Below are 25,991 nucleotides of genomic sequence, written 5' to 3'. Positions count from 1 at the left end.
TTCTCCGTATCATGCTCCAACCCCGGCCTCCGCCGGCCGGCGGAACGGCGAGCGGTCCGGATCGGGGTCCGGCATCGCGTTAAGCAGCATACGTGTATAGTCGTTTTGCGGCCGGTCGAATATCTCAGCCACCGGGCCTTGTTCGACCAGCTTGCCGCGATAGATCACCGCGACATCGTCGCAAATGTAGCGGATGACCCCGAGATCGTGGCTGATGAAGAAATAGGTCAGCCCGAGCTCGACCTGCAGCCGATGGAGGAGATTCAGCACCTCGGCCTGCACCGAGACGTCGAGCGCGGAGGTCGGCTCGTCCAGTATGAGGAATTCCGGACGCACCGCGAGCGCGCGGGCGATGCCGATGCGCTGGCGCTGGCCGCCGGAAAACTCGTGCGGATAGCGGAAGAGGTGCTGCGTGCCGAGCCCGACCTGCAGCAAAAGCTCGGCCACCCGCTCGGTGCGCTGGCGCTCCGTCATTTTCACCACGTCTCGATGGATGACCAGCGGCTCGGCGACGATGTCGTGGATCGTCATGCGCGGATCGAGCGAGGCATAGGGATCCTGGAAGACGATCTGGAGCCGGGAGCGCAGCCGACGCATTTCGGCGGACGCCAACGCGTGTACGTCGGCGCCGTCGAACAATATGCGGCCGGAGGTCAGGCTTTCGAGCCGCAGGATGCAACGGGTCAGCGTCGTCTTGCCGGAGCCGGATTCACCGACGAGGCCGAAGCTCGCGCCCTTCGCCACGCGCAGGCTGACGTCGTCGAGCGCGGTGAAGCTGTCGCCACGGCCGAACAGTCCCTGTCGCTGCCCCGGAAAGGTCTTTGTCACGTTTTCGATGACGAGGCTCATGCGAAGCTCTCCGGCGTCAGGCCGCTGAGGCCGCGCAGCTCGCCGCGCTTGGTGTGGACGGTCGGCACGGAATTCAGAAGCGCCTGGGTGTAAACGTGGGCGGGCCGCTTGAGGACGTCGCCGACCTTGCCGGATTCGAGGATGCGGCCGCGATGCATGACCGCCACATGCGTGCATATCTGGGCGACCACGCCGAGATTGTGAGTGATGAGCAGCACGCCGATATTGCGCTCGGCGACCAGGTCGTGGATCAGGCGCAGGATCTGCGCCTGCACCGAGACGTCCAGTGCCGTCGTCGGCTCGTCGGCGATCAAGAGGTCCGGCTTGCCGATCATCGCCATGGCGATCAGCACGCGCTGGCGCATGCCGCCGGAAAACTGGTGGGGATAGTCGTCGATACGCTCGGCTGCCTTCGGTATGCCCACCTTGTCGAGCATCTCGATCGCCTTCTCTCGCGCGGCTCGCTTGAATTCGCGACGCGAAGCACCGGCCGAAAGGCCGAGCACGGTAGGGTCGGCATGACCGGCATGCAGCGCGACGTCCACGATCTGCGTGCCGATCCGGAAGACCGGATTGAGATTGGTCGTGGGGTCCTGGAAAATCGTGCCGATATGCCTGCCGCGCAGGCGCCGCATGTCACGTTCGGCGGCCTTCAGAACGTCCGTGCCCTGGAATTCGATCGAGCCGGCGAGGTAGCGGCCGGGCGGGGTCGGGATGAGCCGGGAGATCGAAAGTCCCGTCAGGGATTTGCCCGAGCCCGTCTCGCCGACCATGCCCCAGATTTCGCCCCGCTCGATGACGAGATCGATGCCGTGCAATATCTGCGTCTCGCCCTCATAGCTGCGCATGGCGAGATTGAGGTTCCTGATGTCGAGAAGCGCCATCTCTCCCCCTATCGCCGCGCTTTTGGGTCGAGCACGTCGCGCAGCCCGTCGCCGAGGAGGTTGAAGGCGAGCACGGCCAGGAAGATCGCCATTCCCGGCGCCACCGCCGTCCACCAATAGTCCGGCATGTAGCTGCGGGCGCCGGAGAGCAGCGTGCCCCATTCCGGCGTCGGCGGCTTCACGCCGATGCCGACGAAGCCCAGCGAGGCGACGGTGAGGATGGCGAAGCCCATGTCGAGCGAGGCCTTGACGATGATCGGCGAGACGATGTTGGGCAGGATGTGGCGGCACAGGATTCGCGGCCAGCCGGCGCCGAGCGCGTGGGCGGCGGCGATGAACTGCTCCTCCTTCTTGCCGATCACCTCGCCGCGCACCAGGCGGGCATAGGCCGGCCACCAGGTCAGCGAGATGGCGATGATCATGTTGAACACGCCGGTGCCCAGGGCCGCGGCCACCGCCATTGCCAGGATGAGGCTTGGAATGGTGAGCAGGAGATCGGTGACGCGCATCAGGATCTCGTCGATCCAGCCGCCGAAATAGCCGGCGATGGCGCCGACCGCCGTGCCGACGACGACGGCGATGAAGACGACCGCGAGGCCCGAGAAGAGCGAGACCTGCGAACCGACGAGCACGAGGGAAAACATGTCCTGCCCGAGCGCGTTGGTGCCGAACCAGGCGCTCGCCGAGGGCGGCTGGAAGCGGGCGGCCGTGTTCGTCACGCCCTCGACATGCTCCGGATACGGAACGATGAAGGGAGCAAGCAGCGCCAGCACGATGAGGGCGACGACGATTGCCAATCCGACCATCGACAGCCAGCTCTGGCGGAAGCGATAGAAGGCCCGGCTCCAGTTCTCCAGCCTCGCGGACTGGTTGCGCCGAGGAATGGCGAGCGGCTCAGGTGTTGTCATGCGTATCGCACCTTCGGATTGAAGACGCCGTAAAGCACGTCCACGACGAGCATGGTGAAGAGATAGATGATGGCGATGACCAGCGTGACGCCGATGACGGGCATGAAATCCTGGGTGAGGATCGCCTGCGTCGCATAGAGGCCGAGACCCGGCCAGTCGAACACCGTTTCGACCAGCACCGTGCCGCCGAGCATCCAGGAGACGTAGAGGCCGATCACCGTCAGCGTCGAGGTCATGGCGTTCTTCAGGACGTATTTGAAGAGGATCAGCCGGTTCGACAGGCCGAGCGCGCGTTCGGTCATCACATAATCCTGCTGCAGGACCTCGATCGTGGAGGCGCGCATCATGCGCATGATGGTGGCGAGCGGAGACAGCGCCATGGCGATCGCTGGCAGCGCCAGATGCGCCAGCGCGATCCGCAGGGCGTACCAGTCGCCCGCGATCAGGGCGTCGACCGTGTAGAATCCGGTCACCGTCTCGGGCGGAATCTCGATCAACGGGTAACGGCCGGAAAGCGGCAGAATGTCGAGCCAGGCGGCGAAAGCGAGCTGCAGGAGCAGGCCGAGGAAGAAGCGCGGCATGGCGATGCCGCCGAGCGCCAGCGTGCGGGTCGCGTAATCGAGAACGCCGTTGCGGTAGACGGCGGTGAGCAGGCCGAGCGGGATGCCGACGACGACCGCGATGATGAGCGCGGCGAAGACCAGCTCCAGCGTCGCGGGCAGATAGGTCAGCACGTCCTCGAAGACCGGGCGACGGGTGAAGACGGACATACCCCAGTCGCCGGTGACCAGGCCTGTGAGATAGGTCCAGTATTGGATGGGCAACGGCTGGTCGAGGCCGAATTCCTGCCGGAGCGAGGCGATCAGCTCAGGCGTGGCATTCGGACCGGCGGCAAGGCCGACGGGGTCGCCGGGCAGCAGGCGCGCGACGACGAAAAGCAACAAGGTGAGGCCGATCAGGATCGGCACGACGAGCACCAACCGGCGCAATACGAACAACAGCATTCCAGGCTCCAGCTTGTCCGCGGGCGCGCGGCGAGCACGCCCGCGACAGGACATCAGGCGAGCGAGAGCGGCCAGACCTCCATCGTGTTCGCCGCCACCGGGCAGAAGGCGTAGTCCTGCACGTTGTCGCGCATGGCGAACTTGCGCAGCTCCAGCACGCCGAAAATGTCCGGCGCGTCGTCGATGACGACTTCCTGGAACTTCCTGTAGAGGGTGGCGCGCTTGGCGGGGTCGCCCTCCGCGCGGGCGTCCTCGATCAGCTTGTCGACCTCGGGATTGCTGTAGACCGGGTTCTGCCACTGGCCGTTGCGCGACGAATGGTAGCCGGCGAAGGCGGTGTTGTCCGGATCCGCGTAATTGGCCGACTGGAAGATCGAATAGAGGTCGGTCATCGTTTCCGGCGATCTCGCCATGGCCACGATGTCCGGCCAGACCATGGGGCGGATGTCGAGGCCGATGTTCAGGGCCTTGAGAGATTCCAGCATGATCATGCACCAGCGCCGCTGGTTCTCGTATCCCGCGGCATGCATCATGGTGAGCGTGAAGCCCCCGTCCTTGTGCTCCGACTGCGCCAGATACTCCTTGGCCTTCGCCATGTCCTGCCGGTAGATCGCGAGATCGGGATCGTGGCCGAACATGCCCGTCGGCAGCGGGCCGCTCATCAGCTCGGCCGGACCGGCCGCGTCGAGCATGGACTGGTAGTTGTAGGCGTAGGATATCGCCTTGCGCAGGTTCTTGTCGGCCAGCGGTCCCTTGGCCGTGTTCATCTTGATGGAGAAGCTGCGATAGTCCGGCTCCATGATCCGCGCCACGCCGGGAATGTCCTTGATGGCGTCCATGTCCTCGGCGAACAGGTCGAGCGCGAAATGCACCTCGCCGCGCTGGAGCATCATGCGGGTGGTCGCCGCCTCGCGGACGATCTTCCAGATCGCGCCCTCGATGTTGCCGCCCTTGTGCCAGTCGTCCTCCACGCGGACCAGCTGATAGAGATCGCCGGGCCTGGCGCGACCCATTTTGAAAGCGCCGGAGCCCGCGACGTTGGCGAGCAGCCAGCCCTGGCCATCGTCGCTGCCGAGATTCTCCTCGACCAGGGTGGAGTTGACCACGAACATCCAGGGCAGCACGGAAAGGAGCGGCGCAAACGGCTTCTTCAGCGACATGGTGACGGTCATTTCACCGCTCGCCTTCACGCTGGTTTCGTCGAGAATGCCCTCGACCATCCATGCCGGTCCCTTTTGCAGGCGCAGGAGCCGTGCGAAGGAGTATTCGACGTCCTTCGCGGTGACCGGCGAGCCGTCGTGGAACTTCGCGTTTTCGTCGAGCTCGAACGTATAGGTGAGGCCGTCCTCTGAGTGCGACCAGCTCTTGGCGAGGCCCGGCGCCGGTTCGGGCGGGTTGCCGACGACACGCACCAGCGCATCGTAGGTGTTGCGGAACAGCCATTGCGGCGCGTAGCCCGTAGCCACATGCGGATCGAAATTCGGGATGTCGACGGTGCTCGCGAACACCATGATCTTTCTTCCCGCCGCACCGGCGGACCACGGCATGGCCGCCGCCGCGGTCAGGCCGGCGGCTCCGATCAGAAACTGTCGCTTGTTGAGTTTCAGCATATCCATTCCCCTTTTGTTGCCGGCACCGCCGGTTCTTGACGGGCAGGCCGGCTTCGTAACCGGCCCGCGATAGTTCAAGGCTTCAGGCCGCGAGTTCCTTCTTGCGGGCGGCAAGGCGGTAGACGCTCTCTGCCGTTTCCGCGCTGACATAGTCCTCGCGCACATCCTCCTCGACGCGCTCGACGGACCGCTTGAGCGGATCTCCGTAGCCGGCGCCGCCGCCGAGCTGCAGTTCCACCACGCGGTCGGCGCGGTCGACGACGACGAGGCCGCCGCTGCCCACGTCCTCGACGACCTTATCCTCGCCGTCGAGCACATGGCCGTGCGCAAGCAGGCCGGTACCACCGCCGAACAAGCCCGCGATCGGCGCGTTCACGCCTTCCGGTGACACGAACACGGTGAGCGGCAGGCCGTCATCGTGGCGCTTGGCAAGCCGGATACGCGCGCCGAGGCCGCCGCGATATTCGCCCGCGCCGCCGGAATCCTTCACGAAGCCCTTTTCGAGCACGACCACCGGCGACCGGCTTTCCAGAAGCTCGATCGACGATGTCGCAGCCGATGTCGGCCACAGCACGGAGGACTTGCCGTCCTTTGCCGCGCTGCCGCCCTGGCCGCCGCCGGACAGCAGATGGTCGTAGAAGACCTTGCCTTCCGGCGTTTTGCCGTAGACCGTCATCAGGCTCGGCAGGCCGGTGTGGGCAACCACCTTGTCGGGCGCGGCGCCGGCGATGGCGCGAAAGATGTTCGGGGACGTGTACCAGCCGGTGCGGGTGCGCAGACTGACCGGCGCCGGCTTGTTGCAGTTGAGGACCGACCCTTTCGGAGCCTTGACGGTGAAGGGGCGATAGCAACCGGCATTGCCCCGCACGTTCGGCGTCAGCATGCATTTCAACGGGTAGGTCGAATGCGCCGTCGTGTAGCTCAGCGTGCAGTTGATGCCGCCGAGGGGGACTTCCGGCGGGGCGCCTTCGAAGTCGAGCTCGATCTCGTCGTCGCTGATGGTGATCTTGACGGGCACGCTCATCGGCGTGCCGAGCGGATTGTAGGTGATCTCGGAAGCGTAGACGCCGTCCGGCAGCGCGCGGATCGCCTCGCGCATCGCCTTTTCAGAACGTGACTGCACCACCTCGGCGAGAGCCTGCAGATCGGAAAGACCGTACTCTTCCATGAAGGAGGAAAGGCGACGAGCGCCCGTCTCGTTGGCCGCGATCAGCGAGCGGACATCGCCCAGGACCTGCTGGGAATCACGGATGTTCTCGGCCATCAGACGGAAGAGATCCTCGTTCTCCGCGCCGGCCTTGACCAGCTTCATCGGCGGAATCTGCAGGCCTTCCTCGTAGACTTCGGTCGCCTTCATGCCGTTGCGCGTGCCGCCGATGTCGCCGACATGGCCGACCGTGCCCATGACGGCCACGACCTTGCCGCCGTTGAACACCGGCGTGATCACGGCGATGTCGAAGAGATGCCCGGCGCAGAGCCACGGATCGTTGCAGACGAGCACGTCGCCCGGCTCCAGCGTCTCGACCGGATAGCGGGCAAGCGCCGCCTTGACCACCATCGGCAAGGTGAGATTGAAGACCGGCATCACGCGGCTCGAATGCGCGAGCGTCTCCCCGGTCGCGTCGAGGATCGAGCAGCCGAAATCCTGCGATTCCGAGATGATCAGCGAATAGGCGGTACGGCAGACCGTGTGCCACATCTCTTCCGAGACGGTGACCAGGCGGCTCCACATGATCTCGAGCGATATCGGATCGGACTCGATCTTCTCGATCGCCTGGGACTTGCTCATCTCCGGCGTCACCACGTCCATGCCCTTGCTCGCAACCGCGATGGCGATGCGCAGATTGCCGGCGGCGTCGACGGTCAGCACGTCACCGGGCGGAACCACCGTGGTGGATTCGCGCTCCTCGACGATTGCCGGTCCCTCGACCGTCATGCCAGGCGTCAGCTTGTAGCGGTCGTAGATGGCGGCATCGACGAAACCCTCGCCGAAATAAGCCCTGCGGTGGCCCTTGAGAGCACCTTCTCCGCCCTGCGGCATGTCCGCCTGCCTGATGGAGAGCTGCGGCGTCGCACCGCTCGCCCTGATGCGGAAAGTCAGGATTTCCAGTTCCGCTTCCGCAGGCACGCGGGTGTAGCGCGCGGAATAAACGTCCTCGAAGGCTTTGCGGATCACCCCGTAGGCTTCCGCATTCAGTTCGCCGGCCGGAATCGGCACGTTGATTTCATGAAGCTGGCCGACGAGCCGCATATCGGCCGTGCGTTCGAGCACGACATCCCCGGGATCGGTGCCCGCGGCAACGAGTTTGGCTTTGCCCTCCTCGGCCAGTTCTCCATAGACGGCATTGAGCGCCGCGGCATCGAGCTCGGGCGAAAGCTCGACCGGTTGCGAGCGCACGAGATCGAAGGAGAGCGGCGCCGTGAGGAAGCCGAAGGCGGATGCCGCGCCGCTTGCCTGCGGAATGATGATTTCGGAAACACCGAGGATGCGCGCCACCCGCGCAGCGAAGGCGGGACCAGCCCCGCCGAAGCCGATCATCGAATAGCCGCGCGGGTCCTTGCCCTTCTCGACGAGATGAATGCGCGCGGCGCTCGCCATGTTCTCGCCGACCACCTGGTGAATGCCCCAGGCGGCTTCAACGGTCGAAACCTTGAGCGGCTCGGCGATCGTCTTAAGCGCCTTTTCGGCGGCGTCGAGATCGAGCGTCATGCGGCCGCCGAGGAAAAAGGACGGGTCGTAATAGCCGAGCGCGACGCTCGCATCCGTCACGGTCGGCTTGTCGCCGCCAGCTCCGTAGCAAGCCGGCCCCGGCGAAGCGCCGGCCGAATGCGGTCCCACCTGCAGCAAGCCGACCTCGTCGATCGAGGCGATGGAGCCGCCGCCCGCGCCGATCTCGATCATGTCGACCACAGGCGACTTGATCGGCAGGCCCGAGCCGTTCTTGAAGCGGCGTACACGGCCTGCTTCGAGATAGGAGGCGATGTGCGCCATGCCGTTCTCGATCATGCAGGCCTTGGCGGTGGTGCCGCCCATGTCGAAGGCAATGACGTTTTCCTTGCCGGCGGCCTTGCCGAACCATGCGGTGGCGAGCGCGCCGCCCGCGGGCCCCGACTCCAGGAGCCGGATCGGGAATTCGCGCGCCTCCTCCAACGAGACCAGGCCGCCCGCCGAATGCATCAAGCGCAGAGCGCCCGTGAAGCCCCGCGCCCTGAGCTCGTGCTCCAACCGGCGCAGATAGCGATCCATCAACGGCTGAACGTAAGCATTGGCGCAAGTCGTCACGAAACGCTGATATTCGGAGATTTCCGCCACGACTTCCGACGAGATCGAGACGGAGATGTCCGGATAATGCTGTTTGATGATTTCCCGCACCCGTCGCTCGTGAGCGGGATTGCGGTAGGAATGCATGAGGCAGACAGCGATCGCCTCGACCTTGTCCGCAGCGAGCTTCCTCACCGCGCGCAGGACGGAAACCTCGTCCAGTGGCCGGATGACGCCGCCGTCCGCGCCAACGCGCTCGGAAATCTCGAGCCGCCGCGAGCGGTTGACCAGCGGATCGGGGAAAGTCAGGAAGAGGTCGTAGATGTCGTAACGCTGCTCCGAGCCGATCTCGAGCACGTCACGAAAGCCTTCCGTCGTGATGAGGCCGACCGGCGCTCCCTTGCGCTCGATGACCGCGTTGGTCACCAGCGTCGTCCCATGCACGATCTCGCCAAGCTCCGAAACCGCGATGCCGGCAGCGGAAACCAGGTCGGCAAGACCGCCGAGCGCGCCCTTGGACGGATCGCTCGGCGTGGTCAGGCATTTGTGCAGGCGAATGGAGGCCGCAGCCTCGTCGAACAGGATGAAATCGGTGAATGTACCGCCAATATCGATGCCGGCCCGGAAATTCTTGGAATTCGATTGCATTCATATCCCCATTAGGCGGGGCCGACCTGGCCCCGACGGATGCCGCCATCGCCGGCGGAAGCCTGTCTTCTTCACGTGGATTCTGCCGTCCCGGGTCGGCGGGGAGACCTCTTCCGCCACGTCGAGAAATCGACCGGGGCAGGCCCGTCCGCCTGTTTTTTAAGCATGAAGAATGTTGCCCCACTTATAGGCGGCACGAATGGGCGAGTCCAGCATAAGTTTCATATTTGACATTAGGTTCCAATAATGGAACAATACTGGTGCAAATTACCAGCAGAGGTTGATCAATGAGCTCGCTTGAGGATGCCGTCGCCATCTTGGGTTGTTTCTCGCTCGAGGAACCGTCGCTCACCCAGGCCGAGCTGACACGGCGCGTCGGTCGTCCAAAGGCCACCATGTCGCGCGTGATGAAGACGCTCCGCGAGAGCGGCCTCCTTCAGTTCGATCCCGCGAGCAGGCTGTACACGCCGGGCATCCGTCTTTTCGAGCTGGGGCAGATCTGCCACTCCCAACAGAGCTTTCTCGACCGGGTGCAGGAGCATTTGCAGCATGTCTGCACCGTCGGCGGACATACCGGCTACATCACCGTCTTCGACGGGCCGCAAATGGCGGTGCTGCGCATGTTGCGAGGATCGAGTCCGATCGCCATCGCCACGGCACCGGGCTACCGCGCTTGGCCGCATGCGACCTCGAACGGCCGCGCAATGCTGGCACTGCTCAATGAAGATGAATGGCGCCAGCGTGTGCCGGACGAACTGCCGTTCATATCCCGGAATGCGCCCCGGACCGTCGACGAGCTGATCGAACGAATCGCGCGCGTCCGGGAAACCGGCCGGTCCTCCTCATCGGACGAAGCCTATGAGGGCGTGTCCTCGCAAGGCATCGCATTCCGCGACCCTGACAGCCTCGAGGTGATCGGTGTCGCGATCTCCTATCCGACGAGCCTGGGAACGCCGGAGTTGAAGGAAAAAATCGGCGGACTCCTCGACGAGATGAAGAAGGACCTGATGCGCCATTCGAGCTAGCCGGCGGCCGCGCCGAGCGTGTTCCACGGCGCGCCCACAACCCAAGGTCGAAAATCAACCGGCCGAAATATCCGCGTTTCGACCGCCTGAAAAACTCAGGGCAGTCGCTCCATTCCCCGACGACCGCCGATTCCTAGGCCACCTTTTTGAACTTCGTCGGGTCACTCATGGCGGCCTGCGAGGGCGAGACCTTGACATTGTCGATGAGGCGCGTTCCCCCCAGCATCGCCGCGACCAGCAGGCGAGCCGGGCGATCGACCGTCGTCAACGGAGCAAGATCGTCCTCGCCGCGCAGATCAAGATACTCGACTTCTTCGAATCCGGCCGCGACGATGGCGCTTTCGGCCTGCGCGAGCGCGGTCCCGACAGGCGCGCCCTTCGAAAGCTGCTCCGCGGTCTCGAACAGGATCCCGGCCAATCGCGGCGCGGCGCGGCGCTCGACGGCAAGGAGCCGGACATTGCGAGACGACATTGCCAGGCCGTCGTTTTCGCGCACCGTCGGGCAGGCGACGATGCCGATCGGTATGTCGAGATCGCGGACGAGCCTTCGCACCACGTGAAGCTGCTGGAAATCCTTCTCTCCGAAAAAGGCGAGATCGGCGCCGGTCTGCAGAAACAGCTTCGCCACGACCGTCGCGACACCGTCGAAATGGCCGGGACGGTGCGCGCCGCACAGGCCTTCGCTGACACCGCTCACCGATATTGTCGTAGCGAAACCTTCGGGATAGATCTCGTCCACGCCGGGGACGTAGAGCATGTGGGCGCCGAGCGGCGCGAGCTTGGCGGCATCCTCCCGCTCGGTGCGCGGATAGGCGGCCAGATCGGCAGCGCTGTTGAACTGTTTCGGATTGACGAACAAGGTCACGACGACCCGGTCGCACTCGGCGAGCGCGGCGCGAACCAGACTCAGATGCCCTTCGTGCAGAGCACCCATCGTCGGCACCACCGCGATGCGAAGCCCCCGGCTTCGCCATGCCGCTACCGTGGCCCGCAGCTCGGCAAGCGTGCTGACGATCGGGACGCTCATGACGATCCTCCTTCCGTGGTCTGTCGGGCTTCAGCGAAGACATGCTCGGGTCCGGGGAACCGGCGCGTCCGCACCTCCCGCGCGTAGGTTTCGATCGCGCTCCCGGCAAGTTGCGCCAGTTCCGCATAGCGTTTGACGAATTTCGGACGGAACGCATCGAACATGCCCAGCATGTCGTCCACCACGAGTATCTGGCCGTCGCAGGCGGGCGACGCGCCAATGCCGATCGTCGGTATCGCCACCTCCCCGGTGATCCGCCGTGCAAGCGTTTCAGGAACTTTTTCGAGAACCACGGAAAAGGCGCCGGCTTCCGCCACCGCCGCCGCATCGCGGATTACCCGCTCCGCGTCGGTTCCCTTGCCCTGAACCCGATAGCCGCCAAATGCGTTGACCGCCTGCGGCGTCAAGCCGACATGCGCCATGATCGGAATCCCGCGCGCGGTCAGATGGCGGATCGTCGGCGCCATCACTTCGCCACCCTCGAGCTTGACCGCGGCACAACCGGTTTCCGCCATCACGCGGGCAGCGTTGCGGAAAGCCTGTTCCGGACTTTCCTCGTAGGAGCCGAACGGCATGTCCACAACCATCAGCGCCTGCTTCAGGCCGCGCCGAACCGCTTGACCATGCAGGATCATCATGTCGAGCGTCACGCCAAGCGTGGACGGCATTCCGTGCAGGACCATTCCGACGCTGTCGCCCACCAGCACGAGATCGCAATGAGGATCGACAAGGGTCGCGACAGGCGTGGTGTAGGCGGTCAGGCAGACGATGGGGAGCTTCCCCTTCGCAGCCACGATACCCGGCGGGGTGATCAATTCCTTGCGACCCGTCACGCTCATGATATCCCTTCCCTTACGTCAGACGCAGGGGCACTTCGCATAGATTTGTGCAATTGCGAAGAGAGAAATTGAACGATCCGGCTAATCAAATGCGACCGTCGCAGCGAAGGACCGGTCGACCTTCCCGAAAATTTGGCCGCCGGGGACGCATCGGAAATGCGCCTCCGGCGACCAGCCTCGTCAAATCTGCTCGTAGAAGCCGAGGCTTCGCTGTTCCAATTCGCGCACGGCGCGGAAAGCCTCGTCGATGGCGGTTCCGGCGGTGCTCACCCCGCCTGCATCCGCATTCGCGATCGTAATTCGACCGAAGGGCTGCCGGGCGATCACCGTCGGTGAGACGTCGTCTGGCTTCGCCGGCTCAAACAGCGTGTTGCGCCCCGTCGTGAAGCCATGTGGCCAGCGATTGACGGTTATCGCCAATATGTCGCGCGCCGGGTCGAACCCGCCCGAACCGAGGACGGCTGCCGCCTGCCTGCGCACTGCGCGCTCGAACGTCTCGAAAGGTGTCTCGAGCAATCCGGCGCGCACCATGCGGAATTGCTCGTCCATGGGCGTCCCGGGTTCCGGAGGCGTCCCGCCCAGCAATTCGCCGACCATGGTTTCGTTCGAGCAAATGCCGGAGTTCGAACCGGTTCCGAAGCTCACCACTATCGGCTCCGACGGAGCCAATGACGGCGTCATCTCCCCAAGGAAACGCGGCGTCGGCAATCCCATGCGACCGAAGAACGTGCCGGGGAAGGTCACGCTGCTGACTTTCAGCTTCGCGAAGGCCTCCCAGTTGCGAAACAGGACGTTCGTCATCTGGTTCGGCGCGCGCACCGCCTGGCGAAGCGCATCCTTCTGGGTCTCCGGCAGCTCGGGCAGAAGATAAGGAATGACATTGTTCATGCAGGCCAGCACGACATTTTTGCCGCGCACCCGCTGCAGCTTGTCGTCCTTGATGTAGGTGACCTCGATCTCGCCGTCGTCCGGTTCGAACATCACACGGCTGCCGCCGGCGGGCTTCACGCGGGTGGCAAGGCTGCCCAGACGGATGCGCGTCGGCGAGGACTGTTGATCGAGGGCGGCATAGTCGACACGTTTCGTCTCGACTTCCGCGAAATCACCGGGCGCAAGCGCCTCCGGTATGAGCGCGCGAACGATGAGGCGCGCTATATCGCTGTTGCCGGCCGGAAGCGAAAAATCGTCCGCCATGTGTTCTTCGCTTTCGGGAGAACCCCATGGACGCTCCAGGCCCAGCCCTTCGAAACCGGGCCTCATCCGGAAGAAGGCAAACCAGGCCGTGCCCATATCGGCCCCAAGACACCACATGCCCTGCATGAGCGGCACGACATCGGGATGTACCTTCGCGACATTCAGAAGGTAGTCGCGATAGCTGATCGATTTCAGCTTCGCGATCTTCTCGTCCACGCTAAGACCTGCCAGATAGTCGACCTTGCCCTTGACCAGCTTGAACAGGTCATCGCGTACCGCCTGAGGAAACGGCGTGTCGGCAAGGAACTCCGGCGTCGGGTTGAGCGGCGTTCCTCCCGGTACGAGCTTGTCGTCCCCGTAGACTTCCTTGCGGAAGAAAGTAGCGGTCTTGAGACCGAGCGAGCGATAGAGCTCGCGGTCGACCTTGTCGGTCGGATGTCCCTTCGCGATACCCAATTCGTTGATGAGGGAGATCGACTCGTAGGTCCACTGGGACGGAGCCACCATGTAGGAGGAGCCCCCATTGGCAATGAGCTGCTTGCCGTCGTGGACAAACTCGTTTCGCCTGGCGTGCCCTCCAAAATCATCGTGATTGTCGAGGATCAGGATACGCGCGGATGCTCCCGCGCGTTTGCGGAAGAAATAGGCCGCAGCCAGGCCGCTGAGCCCGCCGCCGACGACAACGAGATCATATGTCTCCTTGGTGTCCTCGGGCGCGCCGAATTCCTGACCGTCCCTCAAGGCATGAGCTGCCTCGAACGAACCTGGATGCATGCCTCGCATGCCGTCGCGCAGCGGCGGGTAGCTGCCGGGCGACGGCGGCCCGTCGGCCACCATCGTGCCACCGGCGGTCTGTGCGAAGGCCTTGGAGCTTGCCGCAAGCGCGGCAGCGCCCCCTGCCGCCACGGCCATTCCCTGTATGAAATCGCGCCGCCGGATGGAGCGGCCCATGCCGAGATTCTTGTCTTCCCCATTCATTATTGATCTCCTCGCAATGATCATGATTACTTCAGCGATTGCTTAAGCACGACATTTGCGAGTTAATGGTACTGGGAAGAAACACATCGATAACTTCGAATGCTTGGCAGGTTTTAGTATTTTATGCTGAAGACAAGCGTTCTCATAAGCGCAAGCAAGGCAAAGCCGGCTCACGGGAAGTTCCCGAGCAACAAGAACTTCGACTGCGGATAGCTGCCGCCCGCGGTTTCCATTTGAAGTTCATTGCCGACCCGAGATGCCGGCTTTGATGCAGCGCCCGGCGCCGCCGTGCCTGCTACGAGGAGCCCCGCACCTCGAGCCGTACGGGAAAGAGGCAGGATGGACGTTCGATTTTCTGCCCGGTAAGGCGCGCCAGAAGCATCTCGCCCGCCTTTTCGCCGATCGCGTGGGCATCGACCACCACCGTGGTCATGCCCGGCGGCACCTCCGCTGCCACCTCGCTATCGCCGAAACCGACGATTGCCAGATCCCCCGGAATGTTGAGGCCCATGGCGCGGGCTTCGAGCATCGCGCCGATACCGAGGAGATCATTGGCGCAGAAGACGGCGTCCATGTCGGGAGAAGCAGCGAGCATCGAGCGCAGTGCCTGCCGGCCGTCCGCGATCCCTTGCACGTTCGCCACCGTCAAGGTCGCCTTGATCTCGATTCCGGCCGCTTCCGCCCCTTTCAGGAACGCGTTCAGCCGGATCGTGCCCCGGCCGCTGCTGCGACCGACGAAACCGACCTTTCGGTAGCCCTTCTCCGCGAGGTGATCGACGACCAGTTGCACCCCGTCGGTATTGGAAAAGCCGACGAGCATGTCGATCGGATCGCTGGCATAGGCCCAGCTCTCCACGATCGGAACCTTGAGGTTGCGCAGGAAGATGCGGTTCTCTTCCAGTTCCATCACACCGGTGATGAAGGCCGCGGCCGGACGCATCGTCATCAGCGCCCGGATCAGCGTCGTCTCCCGCGCATAGGAATAGGAAGTGCGAGCGATGACCAGATGATAGCCCGCTTCCTCCAGCACCTTCGCGCACCCTTCCGCGGCGGCGGTGTATTGCTGGCTGGTTATGTTGGACAGAAAGGCCGCCACCAGGTTCGAGCGGCCGCTCTTGAGCGCGCTGGCGTGGGGATTGGAAGCGTAGCCGGTCTTGGTGACGACCTCCTCGATCCGCTTCCGGCGCGCTTCCGAAACGATGGCGGGATTGCGCAGCGCGCGCGAGACGGTGATCGGCGATACGCCTGCGAGCGCCGCGACCTCCTCGATCCTCACCTTCTGGCCGATCGGCGGGATGCCGTCCGAGGGCTCCGTGACGGGCACACGTTCGACCGGGTCCGGCGTGGCCATCTCAGAGGGAAAATGAGGCATTGCGGACTCTCGCGATTGCTTCGCTCAAAACGCTCTATACGTGCGGCACCGCAACCTGCACAAGACAGTCGCCAGTCTGACACATCGCATGCAGCCGCTGCGACAGCACGATGCCGGCTCGACCGAAGCGCAAGACCTGCTCCGGCGCATCAAGCCGATTGAAGTCGTGATACCAACCGGCAATGTCGCCGGCCTCCACCTCGTCGCCGATGTCGCGCGCCGGCTGGTACCAACCTGGCCGGTCTGCATAGATGGCTTGCTCGTGACTGTTCAGCACGAGCAGCGATGTTTCGCTGTGTCGTTTTTCCTCGAGGAGAACGGGCCCATCCAAGACGCCCACGGCGATCAGCAGGTTGTCGATCGCGGACATCGCGCCTTCCATGCTCGCGGGCGTGACGGTCGCACCGCCGCCGAACTCGCCGCTCAGGCCGACAATACCCGCCCGCGCAGCAGCGGCCAGCGAGGTCGGCGCATCGGAACCGTTCTCCGCTATGAAGCCGTATGGCATGCCGAGCGCGCGCATCAGCTCCAGCGTCCTTGCGAAGTACTCGGCCGGTCCCTGGCGCTCGATGAGCGACGTCGCCAGATGAGCCATGCTCGTGCCGCCCGAATGAAGATCGAGCATCACGTCATGGCGCGGAAAAAGATCGCGTTCCAGAAAGGCAGCAAGTCGTTCGGTCGGCGATCCGTTCGGATTTCCGGGAAACGCCCTGTTGAGGTTGCCGTCGTCGAGCGGCGAGCGGCGGCGTGCCGCGAACACCGCCGGCGCGTTCGTGAAGGGAAGGATCGTGAGTTCGCCCCGGATCGTTTCCGGCCGCAGGCGGCGCGTCAGCAGGGCCAGGGCCATGCAACCTTCATATTCGTCGCCATGGTTGCCAGCCATCAGGAGGAGACGGGGACCGTCACCATTCTTGAGGCGGACGATTGGAATCTTAATCTGGAAATAGGGGGAGCGATCGATCGAATAAGGGATGCTGAGAAAGCCGTCCTGCCGCCCCTCGGCGGCAAAATCAAGCGAATGCAGGAGACCGGAGTGCAAGAAAAATCCTTTCAGGGATGGCAGCGCGGGCTGCTCCGGATCGGCTCGGCTTCCTCGTCTCGCGCGACGCCGGAAGCCGAGTTTAATTGAAACGGCACCGGCGGCCGGGGAAAACCCGGCCGCCGGGAAGGTCAGACGAGCGCGCTGGCCGTCATCTCGACCCGCAGGTCAGGATCGGCAAGCCGCGCCTCGACACAGGCACGAGCCGCCGGATTTGCCGGATCGATCCATGCGTCGTAAACCGAGTTCATGGCATCGAAGTCGGCGATGTTCGGCAGGAAGACGTTGACCGTCACCAGACGGGACTTGTCGGTCCCCGCCTCGCGAAGGAGCGCTTCTATCTTGGCGAGCACCTCGCGCGTCTGTTCCTCGATCGAGCCTTTCCTGTTGTCCGCCACCTGTCCGGCGATATGAAGCATGCCTTGGGCGACCACGCCCTGGCTCATGCGCGGTCCGACCTGGAAACGTTTGATGGTCATCATTCAGTCCTGTGCTTTACCCTCGAGTTGCTCAAAGTGCCGGCAGATCGCCCTGTTCTTCCTGGAACCACTTCTTCTGAAGCTCAGGCAGGCGACCGTTCAGGCGGTTTGCGAAGACGAAGGTGTTTACCCACTGAAGCAGATTGTGCTCGCCCATCGGCACGCCGACATGGGCCGGCGACTGCCGAATGGAGAATTTCAGCTCCATGTCCGCGTCCGGGTGATCCTTCTTGGCGTTGACGACGATCGCGCTGTTTTCGGCGAACATCTCGGCCTGGCCGGTAAGATAGGCGGCCAATGTGGACGGCACGTCCTCGAAGCGCGAAATGCGCGCGCCCGAAGCATTGTCGGTCAGCCAGAGATCGAGCGTGGTGCCGCGTGCGACGGCGATCTGCCTGCCGTCCAGATCGGCTACGTTTTCGGTCGCCTCGATGCTGGACGGACCGTAGACACCGAGCTGAACCGCCGCATAGGGTTGAGAGAACATGACCTGCTGAGCCCGCTCCGACGTCGCGCCGATTGCGGAGATCAGAAGGTCGACCTGGCCGGCAAGCAGGCTCGGAATCCGGTTCGTGCCGGTTAGCTGCACCAGCTCGAGCTCGACGCCGAGTTCGCTGGCGATGAGGTTGGCGACCTCGACGTCAAGTCCGGTCGGCTGACCCGCGTCGTCGGTGAATCCCCAGGGCGGGACATCGAGCAGCACGCCCACGCGCACCTTCCCCGCGCCGAGGATATCCTGCAGCTTGTCTGCCTTCGCCGGCAAGGCCAGCGCCGCAACGAGCAGCGCCGCCGTCATCATCATCTTGAATATGCGCATAGATTGGTTCTCCTCAGTTTTATGAAGTTTTTTCAAGTCTGTCGGGTCGAGCCGATGAAGGCCCGCAGTTCCGGAGTCTTCGGATTCGCGAACAGTTCCGAGGGCGGCCCCTCTTCCCAGACCCGACCCTGATGCATGAAGACGATCTTGGTGGCCACGTCCCGCGCGAAACCCATCTCATGCGTGACGAGGACCATCGTCATGCCCTGCCGCGCCATGTCTTCCATGACCTTCAGCACCTCGCCGACGAGTTCCGGATCGAGCGCCGAGGTGACCTCGTCGAAGAGCATGAGGTGGGGCGACATGGCGAGGCATCGGGCGATCGCCACACGTTGCTGCTGACCGCCGGAAAGCTGCTCGGGATAGGAGTCGACCTTCTCCTCGAGCCCCACCTTGGCAAGGCAGCTCAGTGCGAGCTCGCGCGCATCCTTCTTCGAGGCGCGGCCGGTGAGGGTCGGAGCAAGAGTGATGTTGCGCTCGACCTTCAGGTGCGGAAACAGGTTGAACGACTGGAAGACGATGCCGACGCGCTGGCGAAGCTCCTTCAGGTTCGGCATCTTGCCGTAGACCTTCTGTCCCTCGATGAGAATCTCGCCGCCGTCGATCTCCTCCAGGGCGTTGATGCAGCGAAGCAGCGTGCTTTTGCCCGATCCGGAGCGTCCGATGATGGTGACGATCTCGCCTTCCTCGATCGAAAGCGAGACGTCATGCAGGACCTTCAGCGCGCCGAAGGACTTTTGAACGTTGCGAATTTCAACGAGAGCCATTGAGGACGGCCTCCAATTTCCGGGACCAGAGTGTCAGGGGAAAGCAGATCGCGAAGTAGATCGCCGCGACCACCGAATAGATGAGCAAGGGCTGGAAGGTCGCCGCGCTGGCAAGCTGGCCGGCACGTGTCAGCTCGACAAAGCCGACGACCGCCGCCAGCGAGGTGCCCTTGATGAGCTGCACGAGAAAGCCGACCGTGGCGGGAAGCGCGATCTTCATCGCCTGGGGCGCGATCACATAGCGGAACTGCTGCCAGCGGCTGATGCCGAGCGATGCGGCGGCCTCCCATTGCGTCTGTTTCACCGCCTCGATGCCGCCACGCCAGATCTCGCCGAGGAACACGGCGGTGTAGATGGTGAAGGCAACGGTGACCGCGACCAGCGGCGGGATTTGCACACCCAGGAAAACAGGCAGGCCGAAATAGAAGAACATGAGCAGCGCAAGCAGCGGTATGCCCTGGACGAGTTGCAGCACGAAGGCCGTGAACAATCGCAGGATTGTGGACTGCGTGGTGCGCAACAACGCCAGGAAAAGCGCGAGCGGGCTTCCGAACGCCAATGCCAGGACCACGAGCAGCACCGTGTATTGAAGCGCCGTGGTCAAGGCCACCAAATCGATCATAGAGAACTGACGCATGACGGTTTCTCCTTCAGCGCCGTGTCGGCCAGCGGAAAGCCAGCTTTCCGATGAGTGCGAAGAGCAGGCGGAAGGCGGTCACCAGCAGCACATAGATCAACGCGACGAGGGCATAGACCTCGAAGCTTCGAAATGTCCGGCTGTCGATGAAACCGGCGGTGTGGAAGAGCTCCTCGGTCGAGATTTGCGAGGCTATCGACGTGCCGAGGAGGACGAGCACGAACTGGCTGGTGATGGACGGGTAGATGTTTCGCAACGCCGGCGCGAGCACGACGTGGAAAAAGACCTGCGGGCCGCTGAGTCCGAGACAATGACCGGCCTCGACCTGCGAGCGCGGAATGGAATCGAGACCCGAGCGGATGATTTCGGAGGCATAGGCGCCGAAATAGAGGCTGAGCGCGATCGATGCGGCGGGAAACGGGTCCAGCCGAACGCCGAAGCCGGGAAACACGAAGAACACGATGAAGATCTGGATGATCGGCGGCGTGTTCCGGATGATCTCGATATAGGTGTATATCAGATAGCGGACCGGCTTCGGTCCCTTGCGCAGGACGAGGGCGCAGATCGTGCCTATGACGAGCCCGGCGAGCGTCGCGATCACCGTCAGCCACAGCGTGGTCACGATGCCTTCGATGATCGCGTCCTGATAACGCCACAGGGGTCGAAAGTTTAGATTTCCCATGATTGTCAGCCGAAGAAGGTTGGGACCAGGCGGCGCACCGAACCCGCCTCGTCGAGCTCGAATATCCAGCGCCAGCGGTCGATGCAGGTGCAGGGATGCGATATGCCGAACTCGACGATATCGCCGACCTCGAGACCGTCGTCGGGCGCTATGGCGAGGAAGGCGTGCTGGTCGTTCAGCTTGCGCACCGTTCTTTCCGCAGGAGCGATCCGCCTCCCCTCGCGCCATGCGGCCAGCGGTTCGGGAAAGCCCTGATCGAAGGAAACGTCACGCATCCCCATGCCGCAGATGGCGAGCGTCGCGGCCGGACGCGAAAGGACTTCCGCCCATATCCGCAAGGCAGGCCGGAACGCCATGGAAGCAGGACCGAGACCGGCCGGCGCGAAGCCTCGACGCCGATCCAGCTCGGCGAGACCACGACGGTAGACACCATGGTCGTGGAAGAAAATCGCGCCGCTGCGAAGCAGAAGCCGGGTGTTTCCGTCCGCGCGCGCCAGTTCGGCCAAATCCGCGACGACCAGATCAAAAAAGGACGAGCCGCCGGAACTTATGATCAGCCGGCGCCCGGGCTCCGCCTGCCGCACCAGCGCGAGCGCCTCGCCGGCCAGGGCATGAAGACCGGCAATCGCGCGACGGGTTCCATCCGCATCCGCGGTGGCCGACGCCCCTTCATAGGCCGCGACCCCGGATAGCCGGACGAAGGAGGCGCGCGTCGCCGCCGAGACGATGCCGGCGACGTCATCGATCGTTCGCGCCCCGGCTCTTGCGCCGCCCACCTCCACCAGGACATCGAGAGGGCGACCGGCTGCCTCGCCTGCCGCATTCACGGCCGCGAGCGCCTCGACGCCGTCGACAAACAGGATCATTTCCGCGTCCGGAAACCGGGCGAGCATGCGACCGAGGCGCTGACCGCTGCGTGCGCCACCTATCTGATTGGCGAGAACCAGCTTGCGAAACCCGGCCTTCAGAAACACGAACGCCTGGCGCGCATCCGCAACCGTAAGGCCCCAGGCGCCACGCGCGGCGAGATCGTCGGCGAGTGCAGGCGCCATCGGCGTTTTAACATGAGGCGCGATGTCCACTCCCACCGCTGCCGCATAGGTGAACATGGCGTCGACGTTGTTCAGATAGGCGGCGCGATCGAGCGTGAGAACCGGCAATCCTGTATCGCCTGCTTCTGGACGCCATCCCAGTTTCGCGACCGAGTCATCCGAGAAATCCGGCAGATCGACCGGCACGCCGCGGATGGCTCCATCTATCTTCGCTTCAATCCCCATTGCTCCCCTCTGAATGCGTCCCGCCCCCTTGTAGGTCTCTGACAGGCGAGTTATGACAACGTTATCATTTATGATGCGATTGACAACGCTCAATTTGCATTTTGTGGAAATTCGGAGGGAAGTTGCGAATATGGCGCGACGCAGCACGGCATTTTGGACGGTCGATTTCGAACGCCAGGGAAAGCAGGTCGGGACATTGAATATCCCGCATTCGCCGCATGAAGACGCCTGGGGCGCCACGCGGATTCCACTCGCCGTCATCAGCAATGGGAGCGGACCGACGGTCATCCTGACCGGGGGCAATCATGGCGACGAATATGAAGGCCCCATCGCCTTGGGCGAATTGATCCGTGATCTCGACCCGGCAAGCATCCAGGGCCGGCTGATCGTTCTTCCGGCGCTCAACATCCCGGCGGTCATGGCCGGGCGACGCACCTCGCCCGTCGACGGCCTCAATCTGAACAGGACCTACCCAGGCGATCCGGCCGGCTCCCTGTCGCAACAAATCTCCGCCTTCATGCACGACGTGGTCTATCCTCTCGGAGACGCTTTCGTGGACCTGCATTCGGGTGGTTCCTCGCTGAACATTCTCCCCAGCGCCATCGTGGAACCAGCCCCGAGCGAGGAGCATCATCGCCGCAACGTGGAGGCCGTGCTTGCCTTCGATGCTCCCTTGACCGTCGTCATCGGCAATCTGGGGGAAACGCGCACTTCCACGGCCAGCTCCGTCGGAGCTGGATTGACGACGGTAGGCACCGAAATGGGCGGCGGCGGCACCGTCGGCATCGAGGCGCTGAAGATTTGCCGCAACGGCATTCGCAACGTGCTCGGCCATTTCGGCGTGATCGAACGGCCCGTGGCTCACGCCGTGCGCGAGGAACGCACGATCCTCGAAATTCCGGGTGAGAAGGGATATGTCTTCGCGAGCGGCGATGGCATATTCGAGCCGTTCCACGCCAACGGCGAAAAGGTCTCGGCCGGCCAGCCGGCGGGCCGCATCCACTTCCCGGACGATCCGGCACGGACGCCGAGCGAGTTGACCTATCAACAGGATGGTATCCTCTACGGCCGACGGCAGCCCGGCAGGGTACGCCCCGGCAATTGTTGCCTCGTCGTTGCCGCGCCCTTCAAAGGAGTTCTGTGATGATCAAACTGGCGGACATCGAGGCAGCATCGCAGCGCATCCGGCCGCTCGTACGGCGCACGCCGCTGATGGACGCCAGCGGCCTTCACCGGGAAGTCACCGCCGGCAATCTCAAACTCAAGCTCGAGTGCATGCAGCCGTCCGGATCCTTCAAGGCAAGGGGAGCCTCGAACAAGCTGCTTTCGCTTTCTCCCGATGAAGTTCGACGCGGCCTCGTCGCGGCCTCGGGGGGTAATCACGGGCTCGCCGTGGCACGCAGCGCCTTTGTCGCCGGCGTACCGGCCACGCTCTTCCTGCCCGCCAACGTAACGCCGGAAAAGATCGAGAAGATCCGCAAATGGGGCGCCAATCCGATCATCGCCGGAAACGAGTTCGACGAGGCCAATGCAGCCGCGCTCGACTTCGCCAGGCGGGAAGGCGCGATCTATTTCCACTCCTTCGCCGATCCGCTCATCGTCGCGGGACAAGGGACGGTGGGCCTTGAGATCATGGAGGATGCGCCGGAAACCGACGTCGTGGTCATCGCGGTCGGCGGCGGAGGCTTCATTACCGGCGCGGGCGTCGCACTCAAGGCGCTGAAGCAGTCGATACGGGTGATCGGCGTGGAACCGGTCGGCTCGCCGACGCTTCACGATTCGCTTGCCGCCGGTGAGGTCATGACGCTCGCGCAAGTGACAACACGCGTGCCGACCATGGCCTGCAGGCGCACCGATGAAAAACTGTTCGAACTGACGCGCTCGGTCGTCGACGAGGTCGTTCTGGTCGAAGACGACGCCATGCAGGAAGCGGCCGACTGGCTGTGGTTCGAATTTGGTCTCGCCGCCGATCTCAGCGGCGCCGCGGCGGTGGCTGCGCTCGCACAGGGCAAGGTAAGCGTTGCCGCCGGCGAAACCGTGACCGTACCCGTGTGCGGCGCAGGACTGCCCGCCCTTTAATCGTCTCGGACTGGCAATCGGCGCAGTTCCAGCGTTAACTGACGCCATTGAGTATGATGACGCCGAACAGAGGCCGGCAAGGATACGCGACGACGCCCGACGTCGCTCACTTTCCAGAGTGACGGTTGCCGGAACGCAGCCCGCCTCCGAATCGGCGTTCAACACGCAGCACGATTTCGGGATGATCCCGAAGTCGGATGCCGGGAACCCAGGATGAGGAGATTCGAACCACTTTCCAGGCGAAGATTGCTGGGCGCGGGCGCCTGTGCCACCGCGTCTTGGCTTCTGCCCGCGATGTCCTTCGGTCAATCGCGAAATCCCATTCCGCCAATCGACGTCACATTTCTCTTCACCGCCGACGTGCATGCCTGTCGCATGGCCACCGGCCTCAGTCCAAATTGCCAGGAGGAGGGAAAAACCGATGAAAACCTGCTCCGCCACATCGCTGCGCTGAACAACATCGCCGGACACAGCTGGCCGACCGAAATCGGTGGGGTGACGACGGGGCTTCGCGGCGCAGGAACATCGATCTCCACGCCGGCCGGCCTTGTCGTCGGCGGCGACATGACGGATGACGGAGGCGGCCAGATAACCATGCCCGATGAGGGCACGCAGCTTCTGCAGTTCAGCCACCGCTATCAGCAGGGGCTGGGGGAAGACCGGGTGCATTTCCCCGTTTATGCCGGGCTCGGTAATCACGATCTCGATCAGAACGGACCGCCGCCGCATGTCGACTGGTATCGCCGCGAACTTCGCGATTACGTGGAAATCAATCACCGGCCCGGCGTGTTCTTCAAGCCACCGGTCCCGGCGGGCAACTACGATGCCTCGTCCGACTGCTATTCATGGGATTGGGGCGGCTTGCATCTCGTCCAGCTTCACCGCTTCGGCGGAGACAAGACCCGGGGCGCGGCGGACAGTCTTCCCTGGCTGAAGCAGGATTTGGCCGATAATGCCGGCGACGGTCGACCAGTCATCCTGTTCCAGCACTATGGCTGGGACGCGTTCTCCTCCGAGCATTGGGATCCGGATCGGCATACGTTCGATGCCGAAGGGTCCGGCGCTCCGCATTGGTGGAGCGGAGACGACAGGCGGGCGCTGCTTGCGGCGATCGAAGACCACAATGTCATCGGCCTCTTTCACGGGCATCAGCATGAGACGCCGATGATCTATCAGAGCGATGGGATCGACCTGTTCAAGCCCAAGGCCACCTTCATGGGCGGCTTTGCCGTGGCACGGGTCACGGGCGAGTTTCTGGACGTCGTGCTCGCCGAGGCAACCAACGACAAGGGCGGCGTGGCGTTCACGAATGCCTTCAGCAAGGAGATCCATCTCGCCGCCCGCTAGATCAATGGAGAGATCAGCGTGTGACGCCGACGACCGGACCGAAGGCCGACTGGATCCGCGCCCGATGATTTCGCGCATTCAACCTCGAAGGCCGGCCCATCATGAATGACCGAAATCAAACTTGAGCCCGGGTTCGGTTGACCGGTCGGGTCGCCTTCTGCCCTATGCGACCGGCGGCGGGCAAAGACCAAGAGGAAACATGTTTTACAAAGCCGTCCTTCCCGCAATCGGTCTCGCGATGCTCGTGCTTTCCGGGTGCAACAGTTCGCAACCCGCCAGCGGCGCGCCGGAACCTGGGACGTTCGAGGCACCGCCGCCACCCAGCACCATTCAGGAGCCGGGCGATCCCGCCGCGGTGGTCAATTGAAGCAGCGGTAGCTTCCCCACGATCGACATCGCCTTGTGGAAGGCGATGTCTTTCCCTGCAAACGGCATTCATGCGGAAGGGAAGAGGTTCAGGGAAGCTCTGCATCGGGAGAAATGACTGAGCGCCTCCCTTCCGCCTCAAGTCAGGTTTTTGCGCCGTTCCAGTTCCGCTTCGGTCGGCTGTTCGAATTCGAATGAGCCTGTGACTATGTCGCCGCCGCGAACGTATTTGTTGACCGTCACGCCGGAACCAGAAACCCTGGAACTGACGAGTTTCAACGCCCCCGGCACGGCGCCGTGACCGAACAACTTCTTGCCTTTCCCGAGCACGATCGGAAAAAACGAGATGTAGAGCTCGTCGACGAGGTCGTTCCTGAACAGGGTTTGCAGGAACTCGGTCGAGCCTTGAGTGAGCAGATTGGGCGCCGCCTCCCCTTTCAGCTTGGTCACCGCGGCGACCACGTCGGTGCCGAGCGTTTGGCTGTTTTGCCAATCAAGCTTTAGATCGGGATTTCTGGTCGCGACATATTTGGTGATGCGGTCGAACAACGGGCCGATCGGATCGTCGGAACCGACATAGGGCCAATGCGCAGCGAAAATGTCGTAGGTCTTTCGGCCGAGCAAGAGGTCGAAGGGCTCGGCGAATATCTCGCCCACGGCCTCTCCCATTGCACCGTCGAAATAGGGGGCGGCCCAACCGCCATATTCGAAGCCCCCGGTAGGATCTTCCTGCGGCCCGCCCGGCGCCTGCATGATGCCGTCGAGACTCACAAATGCACCAGTGATGATCTTCCTCATCTCTATTCTCCTTCGGGCCGTTGCGGCCCCGCGCTACACAATAAGGACGAATGGGCGCGGCCGCTTTCGACAACGGACGGGAAAAATATGCAGTTCGCCTACG

Annotated in this window: 23 protein-coding genes; 5 read left to right on the top strand and 18 right to left on the bottom strand. The window is 63.5% G+C overall.

The window, feature by feature from the left end:
* Positions 1-9: 9 nt before the first annotated feature.
* The 6 genes from XW59_RS26115 to XW59_RS26090 form a co-directional block, all read right to left on the bottom strand.
* Entirely contained in the window at positions 10-849 is an 840-nt protein-coding gene (locus XW59_RS26115) for an ATP-binding cassette domain-containing protein (protein WP_052958478.1), read from the bottom strand.
* A complete protein-coding gene (locus XW59_RS26110; protein WP_047148344.1) occupies positions 846-1,733 on the bottom strand; it encodes an ABC transporter ATP-binding protein in 888 nt (295 codons plus the stop codon). Before XW59_RS26110 ends, XW59_RS26115 begins: the two co-directional genes overlap by 4 nt.
* Positions 1,734-1,741: 8 nt before the next feature.
* A complete protein-coding gene (locus XW59_RS26105) occupies positions 1,742-2,641 on the bottom strand; it encodes an ABC transporter permease (RefSeq protein ID WP_047148343.1) in 900 nt (299 codons plus the stop codon).
* Entirely contained in the window at positions 2,638-3,645 is a 1,008-nt protein-coding gene (locus tag XW59_RS26100) for an ABC transporter permease (protein ID WP_047148342.1), read from the bottom strand. The genes XW59_RS26105 and XW59_RS26100 overlap by 4 nt, the downstream gene beginning before the upstream one ends.
* A 53-nt stretch (positions 3,646-3,698) precedes the next feature.
* Positions 3,699-5,255, bottom strand: coding sequence for an ABC transporter substrate-binding protein (locus tag XW59_RS26095; RefSeq protein WP_047148341.1), 1,557 nt, complete (start codon positions 5,253-5,255; stop codon positions 3,699-3,701).
* A gap of 82 nt (positions 5,256-5,337) precedes the next feature.
* A complete protein-coding gene (locus tag XW59_RS26090) occupies positions 5,338-9,165 on the bottom strand; it encodes a hydantoinase B/oxoprolinase family protein (protein WP_047148340.1) in 3,828 nt (1,275 codons plus the stop codon).
* A 287-nt stretch (positions 9,166-9,452) separates the two neighbouring features.
* Between XW59_RS26090 and XW59_RS26085 the strand changes: the two genes are divergently transcribed.
* On the top strand, positions 9,453-10,190 hold the full coding sequence (locus XW59_RS26085; RefSeq protein WP_047148339.1) for an IclR family transcriptional regulator: 738 nt from the start codon (positions 9,453-9,455) through the stop codon (positions 10,188-10,190).
* Positions 10,191-10,323: 133 nt separating this feature from the next.
* Here the strand turns inward: XW59_RS26085 and panC are convergent, their stop codons facing one another.
* From panC to XW59_RS26030, 11 genes are all read right to left on the bottom strand, one after another.
* Positions 10,324-11,217, bottom strand: coding sequence for a pantoate--beta-alanine ligase (gene panC / locus XW59_RS26080; protein ID WP_047148338.1), 894 nt, complete (start codon positions 11,215-11,217; stop codon positions 10,324-10,326).
* Positions 11,214-12,056, bottom strand: a complete 843-nt coding sequence (panB, locus tag XW59_RS26075) for a 3-methyl-2-oxobutanoate hydroxymethyltransferase (RefSeq protein WP_047148337.1) — start codon at positions 12,054-12,056, stop codon at positions 11,214-11,216. Before panB ends, panC begins: the two co-directional genes overlap by 4 nt.
* 180 nt (positions 12,057-12,236) lie before the next feature.
* Complete coding sequence (locus XW59_RS26070) at positions 12,237-14,228, bottom strand: FAD/NAD(P)-binding protein (RefSeq protein ID WP_052958475.1); 1,992 nt, start codon at positions 14,226-14,228, stop codon at positions 12,237-12,239.
* A 295-nt stretch (positions 14,229-14,523) separates the two neighbouring features.
* A complete protein-coding gene (locus XW59_RS26065) occupies positions 14,524-15,600 on the bottom strand; it encodes a LacI family DNA-binding transcriptional regulator (protein WP_052958473.1) in 1,077 nt (358 codons plus the stop codon).
* 34 nt (positions 15,601-15,634) lie between these two features.
* Positions 15,635-16,639 (bottom strand): succinylglutamate desuccinylase/aspartoacylase family protein, encoded by a 1,005-nt coding sequence (locus tag XW59_RS26060; RefSeq protein WP_047148336.1) that lies wholly within the window; start codon positions 16,637-16,639, stop codon positions 15,635-15,637.
* Positions 16,640-16,770: 131 nt separating this feature from the next.
* Positions 16,771-17,118 carry a RidA family protein gene (locus XW59_RS26055; protein WP_047148447.1) on the bottom strand — a complete coding sequence of 116 codons (348 nt, stop codon included), beginning with the start codon at positions 17,116-17,118 and terminating at the stop codon, positions 16,771-16,773.
* Positions 17,119-17,149: 31 nt separating this feature from the next.
* Positions 17,150-17,935: a transporter substrate-binding domain-containing protein gene (locus tag XW59_RS26050; protein ID WP_047148335.1), complete on the bottom strand. Its 786-nt coding sequence runs from the start codon at positions 17,933-17,935 to the stop codon at positions 17,150-17,152.
* A gap of 32 nt (positions 17,936-17,967) precedes the next feature.
* Positions 17,968-18,702, bottom strand: coding sequence for an amino acid ABC transporter ATP-binding protein (locus XW59_RS26045; protein ID WP_047148334.1), 735 nt, complete (start codon positions 18,700-18,702; stop codon positions 17,968-17,970).
* Complete coding sequence (locus XW59_RS26040) at positions 18,689-19,339, bottom strand: amino acid ABC transporter permease (protein WP_047148333.1); 651 nt, start codon at positions 19,337-19,339, stop codon at positions 18,689-18,691. The genes XW59_RS26045 and XW59_RS26040 overlap by 14 nt, the downstream gene beginning before the upstream one ends.
* 13 nt (positions 19,340-19,352) lie before the next feature.
* On the bottom strand, positions 19,353-20,021 hold the full coding sequence (locus XW59_RS26035) for an amino acid ABC transporter permease (protein ID WP_047148332.1): 669 nt from the start codon (positions 20,019-20,021) through the stop codon (positions 19,353-19,355).
* Between the two features lie 5 nt (positions 20,022-20,026).
* Positions 20,027-21,298 carry an alanine racemase gene (locus XW59_RS26030; protein WP_047148331.1) on the bottom strand — a complete coding sequence of 424 codons (1,272 nt, stop codon included), beginning with the start codon at positions 21,296-21,298 and terminating at the stop codon, positions 20,027-20,029.
* Positions 21,299-21,428: 130 nt separating this feature from the next.
* Here XW59_RS26030 and XW59_RS26025 point away from each other — a divergent pair, with 130 nt between their 5' ends.
* The 4 genes from XW59_RS26025 to XW59_RS29460 all read left to right on the top strand — a co-directional run bounded on the left by XW59_RS26025 (position 21,429) and on the right by XW59_RS29460 (position 25,091).
* Complete coding sequence (locus XW59_RS26025; protein ID WP_047148330.1) at positions 21,429-22,442, top strand: succinylglutamate desuccinylase/aspartoacylase family protein; 1,014 nt, start codon at positions 21,429-21,431, stop codon at positions 22,440-22,442.
* On the top strand, positions 22,442-23,377 hold the full coding sequence (locus XW59_RS26020) for a pyridoxal-phosphate dependent enzyme (RefSeq protein WP_047148329.1): 936 nt from the start codon (positions 22,442-22,444) through the stop codon (positions 23,375-23,377). Before XW59_RS26025 ends, XW59_RS26020 begins: the two co-directional genes overlap by 1 nt.
* Positions 23,378-23,590: 213 nt before the next feature.
* Positions 23,591-24,724, top strand: coding sequence for a metallophosphoesterase (locus tag XW59_RS26015; RefSeq protein ID WP_047148328.1), 1,134 nt, complete (start codon positions 23,591-23,593; stop codon positions 24,722-24,724).
* Between the two features lie 199 nt (positions 24,725-24,923).
* Positions 24,924-25,091 carry a hypothetical protein gene (locus XW59_RS29460; protein WP_170990226.1) on the top strand — a complete coding sequence of 56 codons (168 nt, stop codon included), beginning with the start codon at positions 24,924-24,926 and terminating at the stop codon, positions 25,089-25,091.
* Positions 25,092-25,228: 137 nt separating this feature from the next.
* On the opposite strand, the gene XW59_RS26010 is transcribed toward XW59_RS29460, so the two are convergent.
* Positions 25,229-25,888 (bottom strand): dihydrofolate reductase family protein, encoded by a 660-nt coding sequence (locus XW59_RS26010; protein ID WP_047148327.1) that lies wholly within the window; start codon positions 25,886-25,888, stop codon positions 25,229-25,231.
* Between the last annotated feature and the right edge of the window lie 103 nt (positions 25,889-25,991).

It is taken from the genome of Aquamicrobium sp. LC103 (genome assembly GCF_001014615.2).
Lineage (GTDB): Bacteria > Pseudomonadota > Alphaproteobacteria > Rhizobiales > Rhizobiaceae > LBCQ02.
Note: the sequence above shows the minus strand (reverse complement) of the source record. Positions and strands in the feature narration are given on the sequence as shown.

Bases quoted from the DNA above. Each gene is read 5' to 3' on its own strand.
- XW59_RS26115 (WP_052958478.1), bottom strand. From the start codon at position 849: ATGAGCCTCGTCATCGAAAACGTGACAAAGACCTTTCCGGGGCAGCGA.
- XW59_RS26110 (WP_047148344.1), bottom strand. From the start codon at position 1,733: ATGGCGCTTCTCGACATCAGGAACCTCAATCTCGCCATGCGCAGCTAT.
- XW59_RS26105 (WP_047148343.1), bottom strand. From the start codon at position 2,641: ATGACAACACCTGAGCCGCTCGCCATTCCTCGGCGCAACCAGTCCGCG.
- XW59_RS26100 (WP_047148342.1), bottom strand. From the start codon at position 3,645: ATGCTGTTGTTCGTATTGCGCCGGTTGGTGCTCGTCGTGCCGATCCTG.
- XW59_RS26095 (WP_047148341.1), bottom strand. From the start codon at position 5,255: ATGCTGAAACTCAACAAGCGACAGTTTCTGATCGGAGCCGCCGGCCTG.
- XW59_RS26090 (WP_047148340.1), bottom strand. From the start codon at position 9,165: ATGCAATCGAATTCCAAGAATTTCCGGGCCGGCATCGATATTGGCGGT.
- XW59_RS26085 (WP_047148339.1), top strand. From the start codon at position 9,453: ATGAGCTCGCTTGAGGATGCCGTCGCCATCTTGGGTTGTTTCTCGCTC.
- panC (WP_047148338.1), bottom strand. From the start codon at position 11,217: ATGAGCGTCCCGATCGTCAGCACGCTTGCCGAGCTGCGGGCCACGGTA.
- panB (WP_047148337.1), bottom strand. From the start codon at position 12,056: ATGAGCGTGACGGGTCGCAAGGAATTGATCACCCCGCCGGGTATCGTG.
- XW59_RS26070 (WP_052958475.1), bottom strand. From the start codon at position 14,228: ATGAATGGGGAAGACAAGAATCTCGGCATGGGCCGCTCCATCCGGCGG.
- XW59_RS26065 (WP_052958473.1), bottom strand. From the start codon at position 15,600: ATGCCTCATTTTCCCTCTGAGATGGCCACGCCGGACCCGGTCGAACGT.
- XW59_RS26055 (WP_047148447.1), bottom strand. From the start codon at position 17,118: ATGACCATCAAACGTTTCCAGGTCGGACCGCGCATGAGCCAGGGCGTG.
- XW59_RS26050 (WP_047148335.1), bottom strand. From the start codon at position 17,935: ATGCGCATATTCAAGATGATGATGACGGCGGCGCTGCTCGTTGCGGCG.
- XW59_RS26045 (WP_047148334.1), bottom strand. From the start codon at position 18,702: ATGGCTCTCGTTGAAATTCGCAACGTTCAAAAGTCCTTCGGCGCGCTG.
- XW59_RS26040 (WP_047148333.1), bottom strand. From the start codon at position 19,339: ATGCGTCAGTTCTCTATGATCGATTTGGTGGCCTTGACCACGGCGCTT.
- XW59_RS26035 (WP_047148332.1), bottom strand. From the start codon at position 20,021: ATGGGAAATCTAAACTTTCGACCCCTGTGGCGTTATCAGGACGCGATC.
- XW59_RS26030 (WP_047148331.1), bottom strand. From the start codon at position 21,298: ATGGGGATTGAAGCGAAGATAGATGGAGCCATCCGCGGCGTGCCGGTC.
- XW59_RS26025 (WP_047148330.1), top strand. From the start codon at position 21,429: ATGGCGCGACGCAGCACGGCATTTTGGACGGTCGATTTCGAACGCCAG.
- XW59_RS26020 (WP_047148329.1), top strand. From the start codon at position 22,442: ATGATCAAACTGGCGGACATCGAGGCAGCATCGCAGCGCATCCGGCCG.
- XW59_RS26015 (WP_047148328.1), top strand. From the start codon at position 23,591: ATGAGGAGATTCGAACCACTTTCCAGGCGAAGATTGCTGGGCGCGGGC.
- XW59_RS29460 (WP_170990226.1), top strand. From the start codon at position 24,924: ATGTTTTACAAAGCCGTCCTTCCCGCAATCGGTCTCGCGATGCTCGTG.
- XW59_RS26010 (WP_047148327.1), bottom strand. From the start codon at position 25,888: ATGAGGAAGATCATCACTGGTGCATTTGTGAGTCTCGACGGCATCATG.